The organism is Nocardia farcinica (genome assembly GCF_001182745.1).
In the GTDB taxonomy this organism is placed as follows: Bacteria; Actinomycetota; Actinomycetes; order Mycobacteriales; family Mycobacteriaceae; genus Nocardia; species Nocardia farcinica.
Genome location: NZ_LN868939.1, coordinates 754,852 through 770,582 on the forward strand (window position 1 = coordinate 754,852; position 15,731 = coordinate 770,582).

15 protein-coding genes are annotated in these 15,731 nt (G+C 68.8%); 9 read left to right on the plus strand and 6 right to left on the minus strand.

All coding sequences use genetic code 11. From position 1 onward, the window contains the following. Positions 1-39: 39 nt before the first annotated feature. From AMO33_RS20540 to AMO33_RS20580, 9 genes are all read left to right on the plus strand, one after another. Positions 40-894: an MlaE family ABC transporter permease gene (locus AMO33_RS20540; RefSeq protein WP_011212167.1), complete on the plus strand. Its 855-nt coding sequence runs from the start codon at positions 40-42 to the stop codon at positions 892-894. A 4-nt stretch (positions 895-898) separates the two neighbouring features. Then, positions 899-1,762 (plus strand): ABC transporter permease, encoded by an 864-nt coding sequence (locus AMO33_RS20545; protein WP_011212166.1) that lies wholly within the window; start codon positions 899-901, stop codon positions 1,760-1,762. Between the two features lie 39 nt (positions 1,763-1,801). Then, positions 1,802-3,277: an MCE family protein gene (locus tag AMO33_RS20550; protein WP_373862118.1), complete on the plus strand. Its 1,476-nt coding sequence runs from the start codon at positions 1,802-1,804 to the stop codon at positions 3,275-3,277. Then, entirely contained in the window at positions 3,277-4,317 is a 1,041-nt protein-coding gene (locus tag AMO33_RS20555) for an MCE family protein (RefSeq protein ID WP_060593937.1), read from the plus strand. The genes AMO33_RS20550 and AMO33_RS20555 overlap by 1 nt, the downstream gene beginning before the upstream one ends. An 8-nt stretch (positions 4,318-4,325) precedes the next feature. Next, positions 4,326-5,312 carry an MCE family protein gene (locus tag AMO33_RS20560; RefSeq protein ID WP_228787419.1) on the plus strand — a complete coding sequence of 329 codons (987 nt, stop codon included), beginning with the start codon at positions 4,326-4,328 and terminating at the stop codon, positions 5,310-5,312. 8 nt (positions 5,313-5,320) lie between these two features. Continuing rightward, the gene (locus tag AMO33_RS20565) at positions 5,321-6,415 is read left to right on the plus strand and encodes an MlaD family protein (RefSeq protein ID WP_229434803.1); all 1,095 of its coding nucleotides are present in this window, start codon (positions 5,321-5,323) and stop codon (positions 6,413-6,415) included. Positions 6,416-6,423: 8 nt separating this feature from the next. Then, entirely contained in the window at positions 6,424-7,515 is a 1,092-nt protein-coding gene (locus AMO33_RS20570) for an MCE family protein (RefSeq protein ID WP_060595064.1), read from the plus strand. Next, on the plus strand, positions 7,512-8,678 hold the full coding sequence (locus AMO33_RS20575; RefSeq protein ID WP_011212160.1) for an MlaD family protein: 1,167 nt from the start codon (positions 7,512-7,514) through the stop codon (positions 8,676-8,678). The genes AMO33_RS20570 and AMO33_RS20575 overlap by 4 nt, the downstream gene beginning before the upstream one ends. Positions 8,679-8,805: 127 nt before the next feature. After that, entirely contained in the window at positions 8,806-9,645 is an 840-nt protein-coding gene (locus tag AMO33_RS20580) for an EGFR-like transmembrane domain-containing protein (protein ID WP_240327269.1), read from the plus strand. 97 nt (positions 9,646-9,742) lie between these two features. Here the strand turns inward: AMO33_RS20580 and AMO33_RS20585 are convergent, their stop codons facing one another. From AMO33_RS20585 to AMO33_RS20610, 6 genes are all read right to left on the minus strand, one after another. After that, positions 9,743-10,288, minus strand: a complete 546-nt coding sequence (locus AMO33_RS20585) for a ribonuclease H family protein (RefSeq protein WP_060593940.1) — start codon at positions 10,286-10,288, stop codon at positions 9,743-9,745. Between the two features lie 10 nt (positions 10,289-10,298). Next, positions 10,299-10,769: an SRPBCC family protein gene (locus tag AMO33_RS20590; protein WP_011212157.1), complete on the minus strand. Its 471-nt coding sequence runs from the start codon at positions 10,767-10,769 to the stop codon at positions 10,299-10,301. A gap of 117 nt (positions 10,770-10,886) precedes the next feature. Beyond that, positions 10,887-12,074, minus strand: coding sequence for an L-2-hydroxyglutarate oxidase (lhgO, locus tag AMO33_RS20595; protein ID WP_082668772.1), 1,188 nt, complete (start codon positions 12,072-12,074; stop codon positions 10,887-10,889). Positions 12,075-12,126: 52 nt separating this feature from the next. Next, positions 12,127-12,927 (minus strand): hypothetical protein, encoded by an 801-nt coding sequence (locus tag AMO33_RS20600; RefSeq protein ID WP_060593941.1) that lies wholly within the window; start codon positions 12,925-12,927, stop codon positions 12,127-12,129. A gap of 327 nt (positions 12,928-13,254) precedes the next feature. Then, entirely contained in the window at positions 13,255-14,046 is a 792-nt protein-coding gene (locus AMO33_RS20605; RefSeq protein ID WP_060593942.1) for a TIGR03084 family metal-binding protein, read from the minus strand. Positions 14,047-14,146: 100 nt separating this feature from the next. After that, positions 14,147-15,502 (minus strand): hypothetical protein, encoded by a 1,356-nt coding sequence (locus AMO33_RS20610; RefSeq protein WP_060593943.1) that lies wholly within the window; start codon positions 15,500-15,502, stop codon positions 14,147-14,149. Between the last annotated feature and the right edge of the window lie 229 nt (positions 15,503-15,731).

Sequence of the window (15,731 nt, forward strand, 5' to 3'; positions counted from 1 at the left end):
TCGTCGGGGTACGCAACCGGCGTCGAGAGGGGTTAGCCAGTGCAGTCGACCAAGAGTCCTCCCCGAGGATCCCGCATAAGTGAAGCGGTCGATTGGACGAGGGCCTATTGGGACGACCATCCGAAGCGCTCGCTGGAGACCTTCGGACGTCAGATCACCATGGGGATCTCGGCGGTCGCCGAGCTGTTCATCGCCATCTTCCGGCGGCGGTTCCCGTTCGACGAATTCGTCCGGCAGTGCGCCTTCATGGCCAACGTCGCCGCGGCGCCCACGCTGCTCGTCGCCATCCCCATCGGCGTCATCGTCTCGATCCAGGTCGGCGCCGTCGCCGGCCAGGTCGGTGCGACCTCGTTCATCGGCGCGGCCAACGGTCTCGGCATCGTCCAGCAGGGCGCCCCGCTGGTCACCTCGATCATGATCGCGGGCGCGGTCGGCTCGGCCATCTGCGCCGACCTCGGCTCGCGCACCATCCGCGAGGAGATCGACGCCATGAAGGTGATGGGCGTCGACCCGATGCGCAGGCTGGTCGCCCCGCGGCTCGGCGCGGCCATGCTGGTCAGCGTGCTGCTGTGCGGCTTCGTGGTGTTCGTCGGCTTCCTGACCGGCTACATCTTCAACATCTTCGCCCAGGGCGGCACCCCCGGTTCCTACATCGGCACCTTCTCCTCCTTCGCCGTCACCCGGGACCTGCTCGTCGCGCTGGTGAAGTCGTTGATCTTCGGTCTGCTGGCCGCGATCATCGCCTGCGACACGGGCCTGAACACCCGCGGCGGCCCCGGCGGCGTCGCGAACTCGGTCAACTCCGCTGTGGTGAGCTCGGCGATCATGCTGTTCGGCGTGAATCTCGGGATCACGCAGATCTACAGCGCCCTATTCCCCCCACAGGTGGTCTGAGCCGGTGTCGTCAACGTATGTGCCGCCGCTGCTGCGGCCGCTCCAGCAGCTCAAGCGATCGGCGCAGGCGCCGGTCGACCTGATCGCGCGCATCGGCCATCAGGTGTTCTTCTTCCTGCGCTCGGTGGGCTCGATCCCGTTGGCGCTCAAGCAGTATCCCAAGGAAGTCTGGCGCCTGCTCACCGACGTCACCTGGGGCAACGGCAACCTGGTCGTCGGCGGCGGCACCATCGGCGTCGTCGTCATCCTCAGTGCCTTCGGCGGCATGACGGTCGGCATCCAGGGCCACACCTCGCTGAACCTGCTCGGGCTGAGCCCGATCACCGGCGCGATCTCGGCCTTCGCCACCACCCGCGAACTCGGCCCGCTGCTGGCCTCGTTGGCCTTCGCCGCGCAGGCGGGCTGTCGCTTCACCGCGCAACTGGGCGCGATGCGCATCTCCGAGGAGATCGACGCGCTGGAGTCGGTGGCCATCCGCCCGCTGCCGTACCTGGTGAGCACCAGGATGTTCGCGGCGATCGTCGCGATCGTGCCGCTGTACTGCCTCGGCCTCGCGGTCGCCTACATCTCCTGCGCGCTGACCGTGCAGTTGGTCGGCGACACCGCCGAGGGCACCTACCAGCACTACTTCTACCAGTTCCTGATACCGACCGATGTGCTGTACTCGCTGCTCAAAGCGATCTTGTTCGTCGCGATCACCACGTTCATCCAGTGCTATTACGGATTCTTCGCCTCCGGCGGCCCGGAGGGCGTCGGTGTGGCGGCCGGTCGCGCGATCAAGATGTGCATCATCCTGGTCGTGTTCGCCGACCTGTTCATGACGTTGGCCATCTGGGGAGTCAATCCCGGAATCCGGATCTCGGGGTAAGGGCAGATGATCATCGATCCCAGTGGGCGTGGACCCACGATGCGGCAGTTGCTGATCGCCGGCGTGTGCGGACTGTTGGTCTTCGCGGTGGTGCTCGGCTTCCTGATGGCCCGCTACCAGGGCTACTTCGTACCGAAGGTGAACGTGGTCGCGAATCTGACCACCACCGGTGACGGCCTGCCCTCCGAGGCGGACGTCAAGTTCCGCGGCGTGCTGGTCGGCGCGGTCGACGAGGTCGAGGTGGCCGCCAAGGGCGAGTTGCAGAAGGTGCAGATCGAACTGAAGCCGGAGTACGCCAAGAGCATCCCGGCCAACGTGACCGCCCGCGTGGTGCCGAGCAACCTGTTCGCGGTGACCTCGGTGGAGCTGGTCTTCAACGGCCCCTCCGACACCTACCTCAGCGAGGGCTCGGTGATCGAGGAGGACCGCAGCAAGGGCACCATCGCGCTGCAGGACACGCTGACCACCGTCCGCAACATCCTGGACAAGATCGATCCGGTGCAGTTCGGCCGGGTGCTCGGCACCCTGTCGCAGGCACTCGACGGCAGCGGTCGGATGCCCGGCTCCACCATCGAGCGGATGGACCGCTGGGTGCAGTCGGTCGACGACGCCATCCCGGATCTGGGCGTGCTGCTGACCGATTTCTCGAATTCCTTCGCGGCGCTGAACGAATCGGCTCCCGAACTGGTCGACGTGCTCGGCAGCTCGGTGTTGACCGCGCGTACCGTGGCCGATCGCCGCAGCGAACTGGTCGCGTTGATCACCGGGACCGGCGGCACCGTCGACGCGGTGAACAACCTGTTCGCGCGCAATCCCGACGTCGGCAAGCAGGTCACCGCCGGAACCGCCGACGCATTCGGCGCGCTCGCGTCCGACCCGCAGGCGATCACCCGGTCGCTGCTCAACCTGAGCGAGTCGGTGCGCAAGCTGAACACCACCTTCCACTGGGGTCCCTCGCAGCAGATGGTGTGGGACGCGGGCATCACGCTCACCCCGTACAAGCCGTACACGGTGGCGGACTGCCCCCGCTACGGCGAGATGGCCGGGCCGAGCTGCTTCACCGCCCCCGCGGTGAACGAGCTGCCGCCGCTGCCGGAGAACCTGCGCCCCCGCGCGCTGGAGTCGGCGAAGGGGCTGCCGCCGGTGGTGCCGATGCCGGGCTTCCCGCTGATCCCCGGCGTCACCACGCCGGACCCGAGCCAGGCCGCCGCCGCGCAGTCGCCCGCCGCGCCGTCGCCGTTCGCGGGCACGCCGCTGGAAGGCCTCGTACCTGCGCTGCCGTCGCTGCCCGGTCTGCCCGGTCTGCCGGGCCAGGCCGCGCAACCGCAGGCCGCCCAGCCGGGCGCGACACCGGCCGCGGCGACCAGCACCCCGCAGGCGGGCGCGATCTCCTACCGCGGGGACGACGCGATCACCGCGCTGCTCGGTCGCAAGCCGACGGCCGCGGAGTACCTGCTGCTGAGCCCGATCCTGAAGGGCGGAACCATGACCGTGTCCGAGAGCGGGGCGAGCTGATGAGCATCCGCAAGCCCCTGATCGGCTTCTCCATCTTCGCCATCGTCTCGATCCTGGTGACCGTGCTGGTGTGGAACACGTTGGCGCGCACCGTGAGTGGCGGCACCAACACCTACACCGCGGTCTTCACCGATGTGCTCGGGCTGCGCGAGGGCGACGACGTCCGGATGGCGGGCGTGCGCGTGGGCAAGGTCGACAAGATCGAACTGGCCCGCGACGACCGCAACGCCTCCGTCGCCGAGGTCACCTTCATCGTCCAGCGGGATCAGACGATCTACGAGGACACCAAGGCGCTGGTGCGGTACCAGAACCTGATCGGCCAGCGCTATGTGGCGCTCGAGCCCGGCGAGGCGACCGCGCCCGCCGCGCTGCCGAACAAGGGCACCATCCCGGTCGAGCGCACCGAGCCGTCCTTCGACATCTCGGCGCTGCTCAACGGCTTCCAACCGCTGTTCCAGGTGCTGCAGCCCGAGCAGGTGAACCGGCTCTCCGAGACGTTCATCCAGGCGCTGCAGGGCGACGGGGTGTCGCTGAGCTCGTTCATCGTGCAGGCGGCCCAGCTCGCCACCGATTTCCAGCGGCGCGACGCGATCCTGTCCGATGTGATCGCCAATCTGTCCGGCGTGATGGCGGGCCTGGCCAAACGAGGTGAGGAGTTGGAGACCCTGGTGACCCAGACCCGCGCACTCATCGGCGGACTCTACGAGCAGGGCCAGTCCCTGCTCGGGTCCACCGAGCAGATCGCGAGCGCGACGACCTCCCTGGTCGACATGGTCGACCGGATCCAGCCGGGCCTGCAGCAGGCACAGAACTCGACGACCGCCGCGCTGAACATGCTGCTCTACAACGGCGCCAAGCTCGACCGGGCGGCCATCGACGTGCCGAACCTGATCTCCGCGGCGGGCAGGCACACCTCCGAGGGCGCCTACGCCAACGCCTACCTGTGCGGCCTGGACGTCTCGCTGTACGGCGTGCTCTTCCCGCGCGGTCTGTTCTCCCAGATCGGCGGCAACTCCCACTCGGCGGTGTGCAGGCCATGATCGCGAAGATGAGAAGGCGTTTCGACAGCAACCGCTACTTCTGGCTCGGCGTCCTCGGCGCCATCCTGGTCGTGGTGCTGCTGGCGGTGTCCAGTGTGTTCCGGCTCCTCGGCGTCGGGCAGCAGGAGATCAAGGCCGAGTTCGTGCAGGCGGCGGGCATCAAGGTCGGCGACAAGGTGAACGCGGCCGGTGTGTCCATCGGTACCGTCTCCGGCGCCGAGATCGAGGGCGACCACGTGCTGCTCACCCTCAACGTGGACAAGAGCGTCGAGCTGGGTCCGGACGCGAAGGCCTCGATCAAGATGGCCACCCTGCTCGGGGCCCGCTACGTCGACCTGGTGCCCGGTGACGGTTCCGGTCTGCCGGACGGGCGGATCCCGGTGTCCAACACCACCGTTCCCTACGACCTGGCCGACGTGGTGCAGATCGGCACCCCGAAGTTCGAGGAGCTCGACACCGCCAAGCTGGCCGAGTCGCTGAATCTGATCAACCAGCAGATGGGTGACTCCCCCCAGCTCACCGCGCAGGCGCTCGACAGCGTCGGCGCGCTGGCGAAGATCATCGACACCCGGCGCGAGCAGGTCGACACCCTGTTGAAGGACCTGGACCGGGTCACCGGGATCCTGGCCGACAACCGCAACAGCGTGCTGCTGGTGATCACCCAGGGCGAGGCCATCGCCAACCGGGTGATGGAGCGCCAGGACCTGCTGCGCCAGCTGCTGGACAACATCGCCACGCTCACCCGCCAGCTGCAGCAGATCGGCGCCGACAACAACAACCAGATCGGCCCGACCATCGACCAGCTCAACACCATGGCCGAGGGCCTGCAGAAGAACAAGGACAACCTGGACCGGCTGTTGTCGATCCTGCCGCCGTCGCTGCGCTACCTGTCCAATTCCTGGGGTGGCAACGGCCCCTACGGCGATGTGGCGGTGCCGTGGCTGTTCCCGGACAACTGGTTGTGCTTCGCCCAAGTCATCGAGGGGTGCCAGTGAGGATTTCCGTGCCGACGACGAAGATCAGGGCCGCTGCCAAGGCGGTGGTGATCGGCGCCGCCGCGCTCACCCTGGGCAGCTGCTCACTGCTGCCCGACTCGGTGAGCCTGCAGGACAAGACCAGGATCACCGCCGATTTCGAGAACATCGCAGGCATCTACGAGGGCAACCCGGTGACGGTGCTCGGGCTGGAGGTCGGCACCGTCGACAAGATCGTGCCCAAGGGCACCCTCGTCGAGGTGCACATGACGATCAACGGCGACGTCAAGATCCCCGCCGACGCCGAGGCCGCGATCGTCTCGCCCTCGATCGTCACCAACCGGCACATCGAACTCACCCCGGTCTACACCCAAGGTGCGGAGATGGCCGACGGCACGCACCTGCCGAAGGCGCGGACGAGGACGCCGGTCGAGCTCGACACGCTCATCAAGACCATCGACCAGTTCGCCGCGGCGCTCAAGCCGCAGGAGGGCTCGGAGGGGCTCGGCCCGCTGTCGGGCCGGGTGCTGTACCCGATGCTCGACGGCAACGGCGAGAAGATCCGCGACACCCTCAACGCGCTCTCCGGCGCGCTGAAGGTCGGCGTCGACAACAAGGACGCCATCTCCAACATCATCGTCAAGCTCAACGAGCTGACCACGATGCTGGCCGAGAACGACCAGTCGGTGCGCGACTTCAGCAACCGGGTCACCCAGATGAGCGGCCTGCTCGCCGAGCAGGCGCCCGGCCTGCAGGCCACGCTCGATCAGCTCAACGCGTTCCTGGTGAACACCTCGACCACCTTCGCCGAGCACCAGGACGAGCTGCAGGGCACGCTGACCGGCCTCACCAATGTGACCAACCAGCTGCGCGCGAACGCCTACGGCCTCACCGAGGTCGTGGACGTGGCCCCGCTGGCGTTGCAGAACATCGACCGCATCGTCAGCCGCGAACACGGCTGGGTGCGCCTGCACGCGCTGATCGGCACCGCGCTCAACGGCGAGATCGTCAGCCTGTTCTGCGAGCGGATCCAGATGCGCGCCGACGGCTGCCGAACCGGGAACATGCAGGACTTCGGGCCCGACTACGGGTTGACCGCCGCACTGCTCGGACTGACGAAATGACGAACCGCATGAGGATCAAGGCACGCCGGGCACTGATCGCCCTGGCCGCGGTGACCGCCGTCGGCACCACCTCCGGGTGCGGCCTCACCGTCGAGGACCTGCCGCTGCCCAAGCCCGGGCAGGCCGCGGAGACCTACACGCTGCACGCGGTCTTCGAGAACGCGCTGAACCTGCCCGATCAGGCGAAGGTGAAGATCGGCGGTTCGGACGTCGGCGTGGTCACCAACATCACGACCAAGAACTTCCAGGCCGTGGTCGACCTGAGCATCGACAAGAACATCGAGTTGCCGCGGGGCAGCACCGCCGAGTTACGGCAGGCGACCCCGCTGGGCGATGTGTTCATCGCGGTGTCCAAGCCCAAGGCCGAGCCGGGTGCGGCCATGTTGCAGGACGGCGACACGCTGACCCTGGAGCAGACCTCGGCGGGTGCCACCGTCGAACAGCTGCTGATCTCGGTGTCGATGCTGTTCAACGGCGGCGGCGTGGCCGCGCTGACCAAGCTCGGCTCCGAGCTGGACGCCATCGTCGGCGGTCGCGGCCCGCAGCTGGCGCACCTGATCACCGAGCTGACCGGCGTGGTGGGCAGCCTCAACGAGAACTCCCAGCGGGTCGACGCGGTGCTCGGCGAATTCCACACCCTCGCGAACACCATCGAGAGCAAGCGCGGTGAACTCGGCGAGGTGGCCGACACGCTGCCGCAGATGATCGGCGCGGTCGCCGAGAACAACCGCGCCATCGGCGACATGCTCACCAAGCTCTCCACCGCCAGCGCGGCCATCGGCGACTACTCCAACACCTCGAGCGAACAGCTGCAGAGCCTGCTGGAGAACACCCATCAGCTGATGAACGCCCTCGCCGCCACCGGCAGCGATTTCGAGGTGCTGCTCGACCGGCTGCACGAGATCCGGCCCAAGGTGGACAACACCTTCCGCGGCCGCAGCTTCGCCGTGTACGCGACCGCGACCAACCTCGACATCAGCGCGCTCACCGATCCGGCCAACGCCGGCCTGTGGGACCTGCACGACCTGCAGGACTTCGCGGGCAGCCTCATCCAGGTGCTGCAACTGGTGCAGAACCGGGTGGAGGGGGGCCACCGATGAAGAAGCTCTCGCGCAAGCAGCTGCTGTCGGCGCTCGGTCTGGTGCTGGTGCTGGTGGTCGGTGCGAGCTACCTGCTGGTGTACGTGATGCGGGTGAATCCGCTGCGTGCGGAATACACCGTCACGGTGCAGCTGGATCGTTCCGGCGGTCTGCAACCGGGCAACGACGTCACGCTGCGCGGGTACCGCGTCGGCAAGGTCGACTCGATCGAACTGATCGACCGCGGCCAGGCCATCGCCGCCACCGCCAGGATCGACCAGCGGTACCGGATCCCGGTGGACACGATGGTCTCGGTGCAGGCGCTGTCCGGCGCGGGCGAGCAGTACATCGACTTCCGCCCCGCCACCGAGGACGGCCCGTACCTGGCCGACGGCGCGGTCATCGAGTTCGACAGCGAGCGGGTGAAGACGCCGACGCCGGTGTGGTCGGTGCTGGACAACTCCAGCGCGCTGATCTCCCAGATCGATCCGGACAAGTTCAGCGTGATCCTGGCCGAGCTCGACATCGCGCTCAGCGGCGGCCCGGACCAGCTGCGCGGTCTGATCAACGGAATCAGCCTGGCGATGGCGGGCCTTGACTCGCTGCTGCCGCAGACCACCAACCTGATCACGAACCTGCGCACGATCGCGAACACCACCTCCAACGCCCAGCCGGACCTGGCCACCCTCACCGCCAATTCCGGGGCGCTGTTCGAGCAGTTCAACAACGCCAACGCCGAGGTCCAGCGGATCCTGGACGAGGCGCCGGGCCAGCTGGCCAGCCTGGGCGCGGTGCTCGACACCACCACCGACCCGATGACCAGCCTGGCGACCAACTTCGTCGCCATCACCCGGGCCGCGCAGCTGCGGCTGCCCGCGATGCGGGCGCTGTTCCCCTCGCTCGCCCTCGGTGCCGAGGCACTGGGTGTGCCGGCCTACGACAACGAATTCCACGCCATGATCGACATCTGGCCGCGTCCGTACTGCACCTACGACACCCCGGTCTACCGCAACGAGGTGGTGCAGGACGGCGCGATCCCGAAGTGGAACTACTGCGTGAATCCGCCCCCGGGGCAGCAGATCCGTGGCGCCGCCAACGCGCCGCGACCGGACGTGCCGAACAACGGCGCGCAGATGCCGCCGGGCGTGGATCCGAACGAACGGACCCTCCCGCCGGTCCGCTGAGTTGCCCCGGGCCCGGGGAGTTCACCCCGGCCCGGCATACTCGCCGCCAGAACGCGCACGGTTCCGCGCAGGGACCGGCCAGCCGAGCGGTGCGTCCGACGCGCCGGGAAAGTGCAGGTTTTTATCGATGGCCACCGACGACGCCGACACCAGCAAGGACGCCGAGATCACCGACAGCGTCGAACTGAAGAAGGACACCTCCGCCGCGGCCGCCGCGCAGAGTGACGCCGCGAAGACCGACGCGCCGCAGGCGGACAAGGACGCGGGCAAGGACACCGCCGGTAAGGACCCCGCCGACAAAGCCGAGGACGCCGCGGCGGGCAAGGCCGGCGGCGGCGCCACGGCGGTGGGCGAGCGGCGGTCCTCGTCGCTGCCCCTGATCGCCGCCTTCGTGGCCGGCGTCCTGCTGGTCGGCGCGATCACCGCGGTGGTGGCCTTCTACCTGATGGCCGATCGGCGGGGCGCGGAGCTGTCCGCGGTCGACGACGCCACCCGAGCGGCCTGCGACTTCGGCCGGACCGTCTCCGAGTACGACTACGCCAACAACCTCGAGGGCTACTTCACCAAGGTCAAGGACAACGCGACCGGTGAGTTCCGGCAGGAGTTCGAGGACGCCAGCCAGGCGCTCACCGACGCGATGGTGCAGGCGCAGGTCAAGTCCTGGGTCGACGATGTGCAGTGCGGTTTCCAGAACGGTGACACCGAGCAGGCCAAGGTGCTGGTCACCCTGACCCAGTTCCGCACCAACTTCAGCCAGCAGACCCCGGATCGCCAGTACGTCGTGGTGATCGCCGATCTGCAGAACGAGGACGGCCGCTGGAAGGTCGCCAAGCTCGACTCCCCGATGCTCAAGGGCACGGGCACCGGACTGCCCGGTGGCGCGCCCGCGCCGGTCGAGCCGCAGCCCGGCGGCGAGCAGCCGACCGAGCCGCAGGAGCCGGCCGAGCAGCCGCAGCCCGGTAACTGACCGCCTGCGCCACAACCGAATACACCTCCGGCGGTGGGACCGAAGTCTCCACCGCCGGAGGTCTTTCGGGCGGACCTACCGCGGTCGCCCCGCGGGCTCAGAACAGCGTGAGCGTCTGAGCCGCCGAGGCGACCGCCTTCCCCGAGGTCCGCGCGTCCTGGGGCACCGCGACCGGGGCCGCGGCGATCTCGCTCGCGGGCTCGGCGGGTGCGGCGGCGGCCTTCCTGGCCGCTTCGCCGGCGAGCGCGTCGGCGCGCTCGTTGAAGTAGTTGCCGACGTGGCCGCGCACCCAGCGGAACCGCACCGGGCCGGGACGCCTGGCGATGGCGCGGTCGATCTGCTTGATGAGCTCCACGTTCTTCACGGGGCCGCCGCTGGAGGTGCGCCAGCCGTTGCCGCGCCAGCCGTTGATCCACTCCGAGGCGCACTTGATGGCGTAGAGCGAATCGCTTTCGATCAACAGGGGTTCCGGGCCGGGATGGGCGAGGATCGCCTCGAGCACGGCGCGCAGTTCCGCGATCTGATTGGTGCCGGTGGCGGCTCCCCCGCTGTGCGAGGCGCCGCCCTGATGGGCGACCCACGCCCAGCCGATGGCGCCACCGGGGTTGCGCAGGCAGGATCCGTCGGTGCTGACGATGATCATGGCAGGCACCCTACGCAATCCGGCCGACAAGATCGGTACCGTGGAATTCTTCGATCTCCCTTCGCAATCGCGACTCGGTGCGCCGCAGTGCCCGTCGCACCGCGGATTCCACCAAGCCCGCGCACATCCGGCCGAACAGGCCGCGCGGTGCGGAGTAGTCCGCTTCCGACGTCAGGACCGACCTGCCGTACCCGAGTGGGTCGAAGCGCAGGGTCAGCGTCCCCGAGAGGCGCCCACGCAGCGTATACCCGATCACCGCGTTACGGCGGTATTCGGTGATCTCGCAGGACAGCCGCGTCTGCCACACCGCGAGTCGCACGGTGGTCGCGTAGCGGGCGCCGAGGCCCTGTTCGGTCTCCCCCGTCGGTTCGAAGGCGCTGACGCCGAACATCCAGTCCGGCACGAACAGATGGTTGTCCGTGTAGGTGAAAGCGACCTCGACGGGTGCGCCGACGTCACTCGCATATTTGATGTGGCCCATAGGCCCTCCCTGATCCACGGCTGCGACAAAAGTACTACAGCAGTCCTCTTTATTCGAGGGTTGCTCGCGAATCCGTGGTAGCGAACGGGCGTTCGCGACCGGGCGGTCGCTTGCCGGTCAGAGCTGGTCGACGATGTGTTCGGCGATCGGCATCGCCGAGGTCGCCGCCGGTGAGGGAGCGTTGAGCACATGCACCGAGCGGGGTGTGCGTTCCAGAAGGAAGTCGTGCACCAGCGTGCCGTCCGGGAGTACCGCCTGTGCGCGGATACCGGCGGGCCGCGGCCGCAGATCCGCCGGCCGCAGTTCCGGGCAGTAGCGGCGGCATTCGGCCAGATAGCCCCGCTTGAACAGCGAATTGCGCAGCTCGCGCGCACCCGTGCGCAGGTGGGTGCGGGCGACGCGGCGCATCCCGCCGAAGCTGAGGATGTCGAGCGTGTCGCGCAGATTCACGCTGCCCTTGCGGTAGCCCTCCCTGGCCAGGCCGAGCACGGCGTTCGGGCCGACGGTGAGGGCGCCGTCGACGGTCGGGCTGAGGTGCACGCCGAGGAACGGCAGGCTCGGATCGGGGATCGGGTAGATCAGCGTGCGGACGAGATCGGCGCGAGCGGGCGGCAATTGGTAGTACTCGCCCCGGAAGGGCACGATGCGCAGGTCCACCGGCAGCCCGGCCAGTCGCGCCATCCGGTCGGCCTGCAGGCCGGCGCACACCACCAGCGTGCGGGCCCGCCAGCTGCCGGCCGGACCGGCGACGGTCACCGCGGTGTCGGTCTCGGTGATGGTGGTGATCTCGGCGCCGAGCACGACCGTGCCCCCGCGGCGGCGCACCTGTGCGGCCAATTCCTCGGTGACCGCGCGGTAGTCGACGATGCCGGTGCTCGGCACGAACAGCGCGCCGACGCCGCGCACATGTGGCTCGCGGCTGCGCAGTTCGGCGGCGTCGATCAGCTCGACCTCGACGCCGTTGGTCACCGACCGCCGGTGGAGGGCCAGCATCCGCTCGTGTTCGACCTCGTCGGTCGCGACCAGCAGCTTCCCGCAGATCCGGTGCGCGATCCCGTGGGTGCCGGCGAATTCGGTGGTCCACGCCGCGCCCCGGCGGCACAGTCGCGCCTTGAGGCTGCCCGGTTCGTAGTAGATCCCGGAATGGATGACGCCGCTGTTGTGCCCGGTCTGGTGGACGCCGAGGCGCTCGGCCTTCTCCACGAGCACCAGGCGGGCGCCGGGATTCCTGGTCAGCAGCTCATGGGCCGTGGCGACGCCGACGATGCCGCCACCGACCACACAGAAGTCGTACACGTCGGCCACGTTAGTGCGGCGCCGGACCCGACCGCGCGGGGCGTCCGTCGTGCGCGACGACTCAGGCGACGGTGTGATCGGGGCCGACGGTGTGTTCCGGGCCGAAGGTGTGATCGGCGCCGACGGTGGTGGGCGCGGTGGTGGCGTCGGAATCCCGTGCCTCCGCGGCCATTCGGGCATCGGCGGGTGAGGCGACGGCGGGTGAGGCCACGGCGGGTGAGGCCACGGCGGCCGGTGCGTCGACCGGGCGCGAGGGCGTTCGGCCGCGCTGGAATTCCATCGTGTGCTCACCGAGCGCCGGATCGCTGAAGGCGACCGCGATTTCCCCACGGCGGGTATCGATCTCGGTGCTCAGCCGGGTGGTGCCCGCGGTCGCGCCCGGTTCGGCCAGCACGTCGAGCAGTGTGGCGACGACGTTGGTGTCCACGGTGACGGCGATCGTCCCCGGATCGCTGGGTCGCACCTGAGCGTCCACGTAGGCACCGGCCAGCCCGAGACGGCCACCGAGACCGGAGCTTTCGTTCGCCGAGGCGGGGTTCACGACCGGCGCGGCGGCGGCCCCCGGGATCGCGACGACGGGAGGAATCGGCGCATCGGCGGGGAAGACGGCCGCCTGGTAGGTGGGACGAGGCCGTTCGACCGCGACCGGTTCGACCGTCGTCACATCCGGGAACGACGGCGCCGGACCCGATGCGCGCGAATCGGGCGCGGCGGGAGCATGATTCGATTCCGTGCGGGACCCGTCGACGGACATCTGACCGACGATGTAGGCGCCGGAAGCGACGGTGAGGGTGAGACTGGCCGCACCCGCCACCACGATCGCGGTGTAGCGCGCGACCTGAGCCGGACGGTGTGTGGGCACGATGCGTTCCTTTCCTCCACTCCCCGAGCGTCCACTCCTCGAGCATCCACTCCTCGAGTGTTCCACTCCCCGAGCGTCGGCCCGCATCGTCGAAAGCCGGACGCCTGTCCAGACTACGGTACCCCTGTCGACCGACATCGTCCTGAGGGCCGGATCACAAATCTCTCCGTCGCGCGGGTTTCCGCGCGGTGGCCGGCGGGTAAACCGCAATGAGCAGGCGAGCGCCATTCTCGACTGCCATCGAGACCCCCGGCCAACGGCGTCCGGCCGTCGACACGAAACGGCGCACCCAAGTTTGGCGCTCGCCCGCTCCGACTTCCCGGGTGGTCAGGCGAATTGACCGGCTTCCCGGCCCGCGCCGGTGGGACCGGCGAAGGCCTGCGCGATCGTCAGCCATTCCGCCGCGTCCTGCCCTTGCGCGCGCACGGCCAGATCGTCGGGGTGGCGTCGCTGGGTGACCAGCAGGCAGAAATCGACGGCCGGGCCGGTCACCCGCTGCGCCGCGTCCGCGGGACCCCAGGTCCACAGGCTGCCGTCGGGTGCGGTGAGTTCGACCCGGAATTCCTCGGCGGGCGGGGTCTTTCCGCGCACCGAGTAGGCGAAGTTCCTGGTGCGGACGCCGATGTGGGCGACGCTGCGCAATCGCATGGCCGGTTCCCGGGTGACGCCGAGCGCGTCGGCCACGTCCTGCCCGTGCGCCCAGGTCTCCATCAGCCGTGCGGTGATCATCGAGGCCGGGCTCATCGGCGGCCCGAACCACGGCAGTTTGGTGCCCGCGGGCACCTCCCGCAGCGCCGTCACCAGGGCTTCGCGTCCGGTGCGCCACCGGCGCAGCAGGTCCGCGGGCGGCTGGGTGGCCGCTTCCTCGGCGGCCTCGTCGACGAAGGTCAGCGCGCGCGGTCCGGCCTCGGCGACCATCCCGGCGAACTTCTCGGCGTCGGTGGCGGCGACGGTGGCCACCTCGTCGGTCCAGGCCAGGTGCCCGATCTGGTGGGCGATGGTCCAGCCGGGCGCGGGCGTCGGGGTGGCCCACTGCGCCTCGGACAGCGGGGCGACGAGTCGTTCGAGGTCCGCGCATTCCTCGGCGTAATCGCCGAGCAGCGCCTCCAGGTCAGCCATGGTTCCCCTTGCCGGTCGCGGCACACCGCGGCGTGTGCCAGGTGGGCCCAGCATCGCAGTGCGCGGAAGCAAATGCAAGCACGCGTGCTTGTTTATCGCCTCACCAGCCGAACAGCACCAGGTGGATCCCGCCGACGGCCAGGCCGAGCACCGCTCCGTGCAGGTAGAGCAGCCACGCGTCCTGCTCCACCGAGGCGTAGAACATCTCCATGAACTCCCCCGGACTGAGCATGCGCAACTTGCGGGTGGCGAACTCGTCGATCTTCTTCGCCTGCTCGCGGGCGAACTCCTCGTCCTCGACCAGGCTCGGCGCCAGCCCCACCGCCGCACCGGCGGCGCCAACGGTCAGGTTGTCGAACTGCCGTCTGCCGAAGGCGGCCCGCACCACCGAGTGGGTGGGGCCCAGCTGGCGGTGGATCTCGTCGGCGATCAGGCGCTGCACCAGCTGCCTGGTCTTGTCGCCGTTGGGTCCGTCGAGCAGCTCGGCGGAGAGATTCGGCAGCGTCAGCACCTGGTAGGCCAGGATGTGCGCGAGGTCGGTGGCGGCCTGCGGCTGGCGTTTGGCCAGCAGGGCCTGGCGCCACAGGTACTTGTAGCGCGGTTGCGGTTCGCCGGGCTCGAAGACCATCTTCACCGCGATGACGTTGACGATCACGCCGATCGCGGCCGAGGCCAGCAGGACGACCACCCACGCCGGGATCCAGCCGAGCACCGGGATGCCGCTGTGCACGTGCAGGTACAGCGCCATCAGCAGGCCGAACGGCGCGCCGAGCAGGCCGATGCGGACCATGAACTTCAGCTCGGGCTCGGCGATGGTGGTGGTCAGGTCCTTCAGGATGGTCGGGTTCTCGCGCAGGTAGCGGATGACGAAGGACTTGATGTCGATGAGCTGGTCGATGTTGTCGCCGAGCGAGTCGAACGCCCGTCGGCACAGGCTCGGCAGCTGCGCCTCCACCCGCTGGTAGACCACCTGTTTCACCTGCCGCGGCACCGCCCGCCACAGGTCGGGATTCTCCCGGTACATCACCTCGTCGACGATCTGCTGCACCTGGGCGCGGGCCAGCTCGGCGATGTAGTCGGCGACACCGTCGAGGTCGAGTTCGTGGATGAAGTCACGTGGGCTGCCGATCCGCAGCAGCGCCTTGTCCACGCAGATGCTGGCCATCTTCTCCGCACGCGCCGGGATGAAACCCTGGAAGCCGAGGCGCCTGCCGTCGCCGGAGAAGGTCGGCAGCACCTGCACCCGGCGCGGCAGATACGGGTAGAGCACGTGCAGGCCGGGCACGCGCACGCCACGGAACTGCACCGGCCAGAACAGCATCAGCACGCCGGTCCAGTTGGTGAGCCAGCCCGCGGCGGCGGCGAAGATCGGGAAGGTCACCAGATCGACGATGAACTTGGACTGCCCGGTCAGGTTCTCCCAGTCGATGAACACCCCTGCCGCGAGTGTCGCCATCGTGGGAGCCCCCTCATGCGAATGCGTTGGACGAAGGCCCTCACATTCTCACTGCGCTGAGCAGGGTGTCAACGCGCCCCGCGACCGCATGCCGCGAGCCTGGGATTCGCCCTCGGCGAACGCCGGATCGGTGCGGAACAAACACGGTAACCCCCGGGTTGAGTAGGTATCGCTCAACTTTTGGAAGGGTCGAAGACGTGACTACACCTCGTGATCTGCCGGTGCTGTT

Excerpts from the sequence above, each read along its gene's own strand:
- AMO33_RS20585 (WP_060593940.1), bottom strand. The coding sequence starts at position 10,288 with ATGATCATCGTCAGCACCGACGGATCCTGCCTGCGCAACCCCGGTGGC.
- AMO33_RS20580 (WP_240327269.1), top strand. The coding sequence starts at position 8,806 with ATGGCCACCGACGACGCCGACACCAGCAAGGACGCCGAGATCACCGAC.
- AMO33_RS20570 (WP_060595064.1), top strand. The coding sequence starts at position 6,424 with ATGAGGATCAAGGCACGCCGGGCACTGATCGCCCTGGCCGCGGTGACC.
- AMO33_RS20605 (WP_060593942.1), bottom strand. The coding sequence starts at position 14,046 with ATGGCTGACCTGGAGGCGCTGCTCGGCGATTACGCCGAGGAATGCGCG.
- AMO33_RS20610 (WP_060593943.1), bottom strand. The coding sequence starts at position 15,502 with ATGGCGACACTCGCGGCAGGGGTGTTCATCGACTGGGAGAACCTGACC.
- AMO33_RS20575 (WP_011212160.1), top strand. The coding sequence starts at position 7,512 with ATGAAGAAGCTCTCGCGCAAGCAGCTGCTGTCGGCGCTCGGTCTGGTG.
- AMO33_RS20590 (WP_011212157.1), bottom strand. The coding sequence starts at position 10,769 with ATGGGCCACATCAAATATGCGAGTGACGTCGGCGCACCCGTCGAGGTC.
- AMO33_RS20550 (WP_373862118.1), top strand. The coding sequence starts at position 1,802 with ATGCGGCAGTTGCTGATCGCCGGCGTGTGCGGACTGTTGGTCTTCGCG.
- AMO33_RS20560 (WP_228787419.1), top strand. The coding sequence starts at position 4,326 with ATGAGAAGGCGTTTCGACAGCAACCGCTACTTCTGGCTCGGCGTCCTC.
- AMO33_RS20555 (WP_060593937.1), top strand. The coding sequence starts at position 3,277 with ATGAGCATCCGCAAGCCCCTGATCGGCTTCTCCATCTTCGCCATCGTC.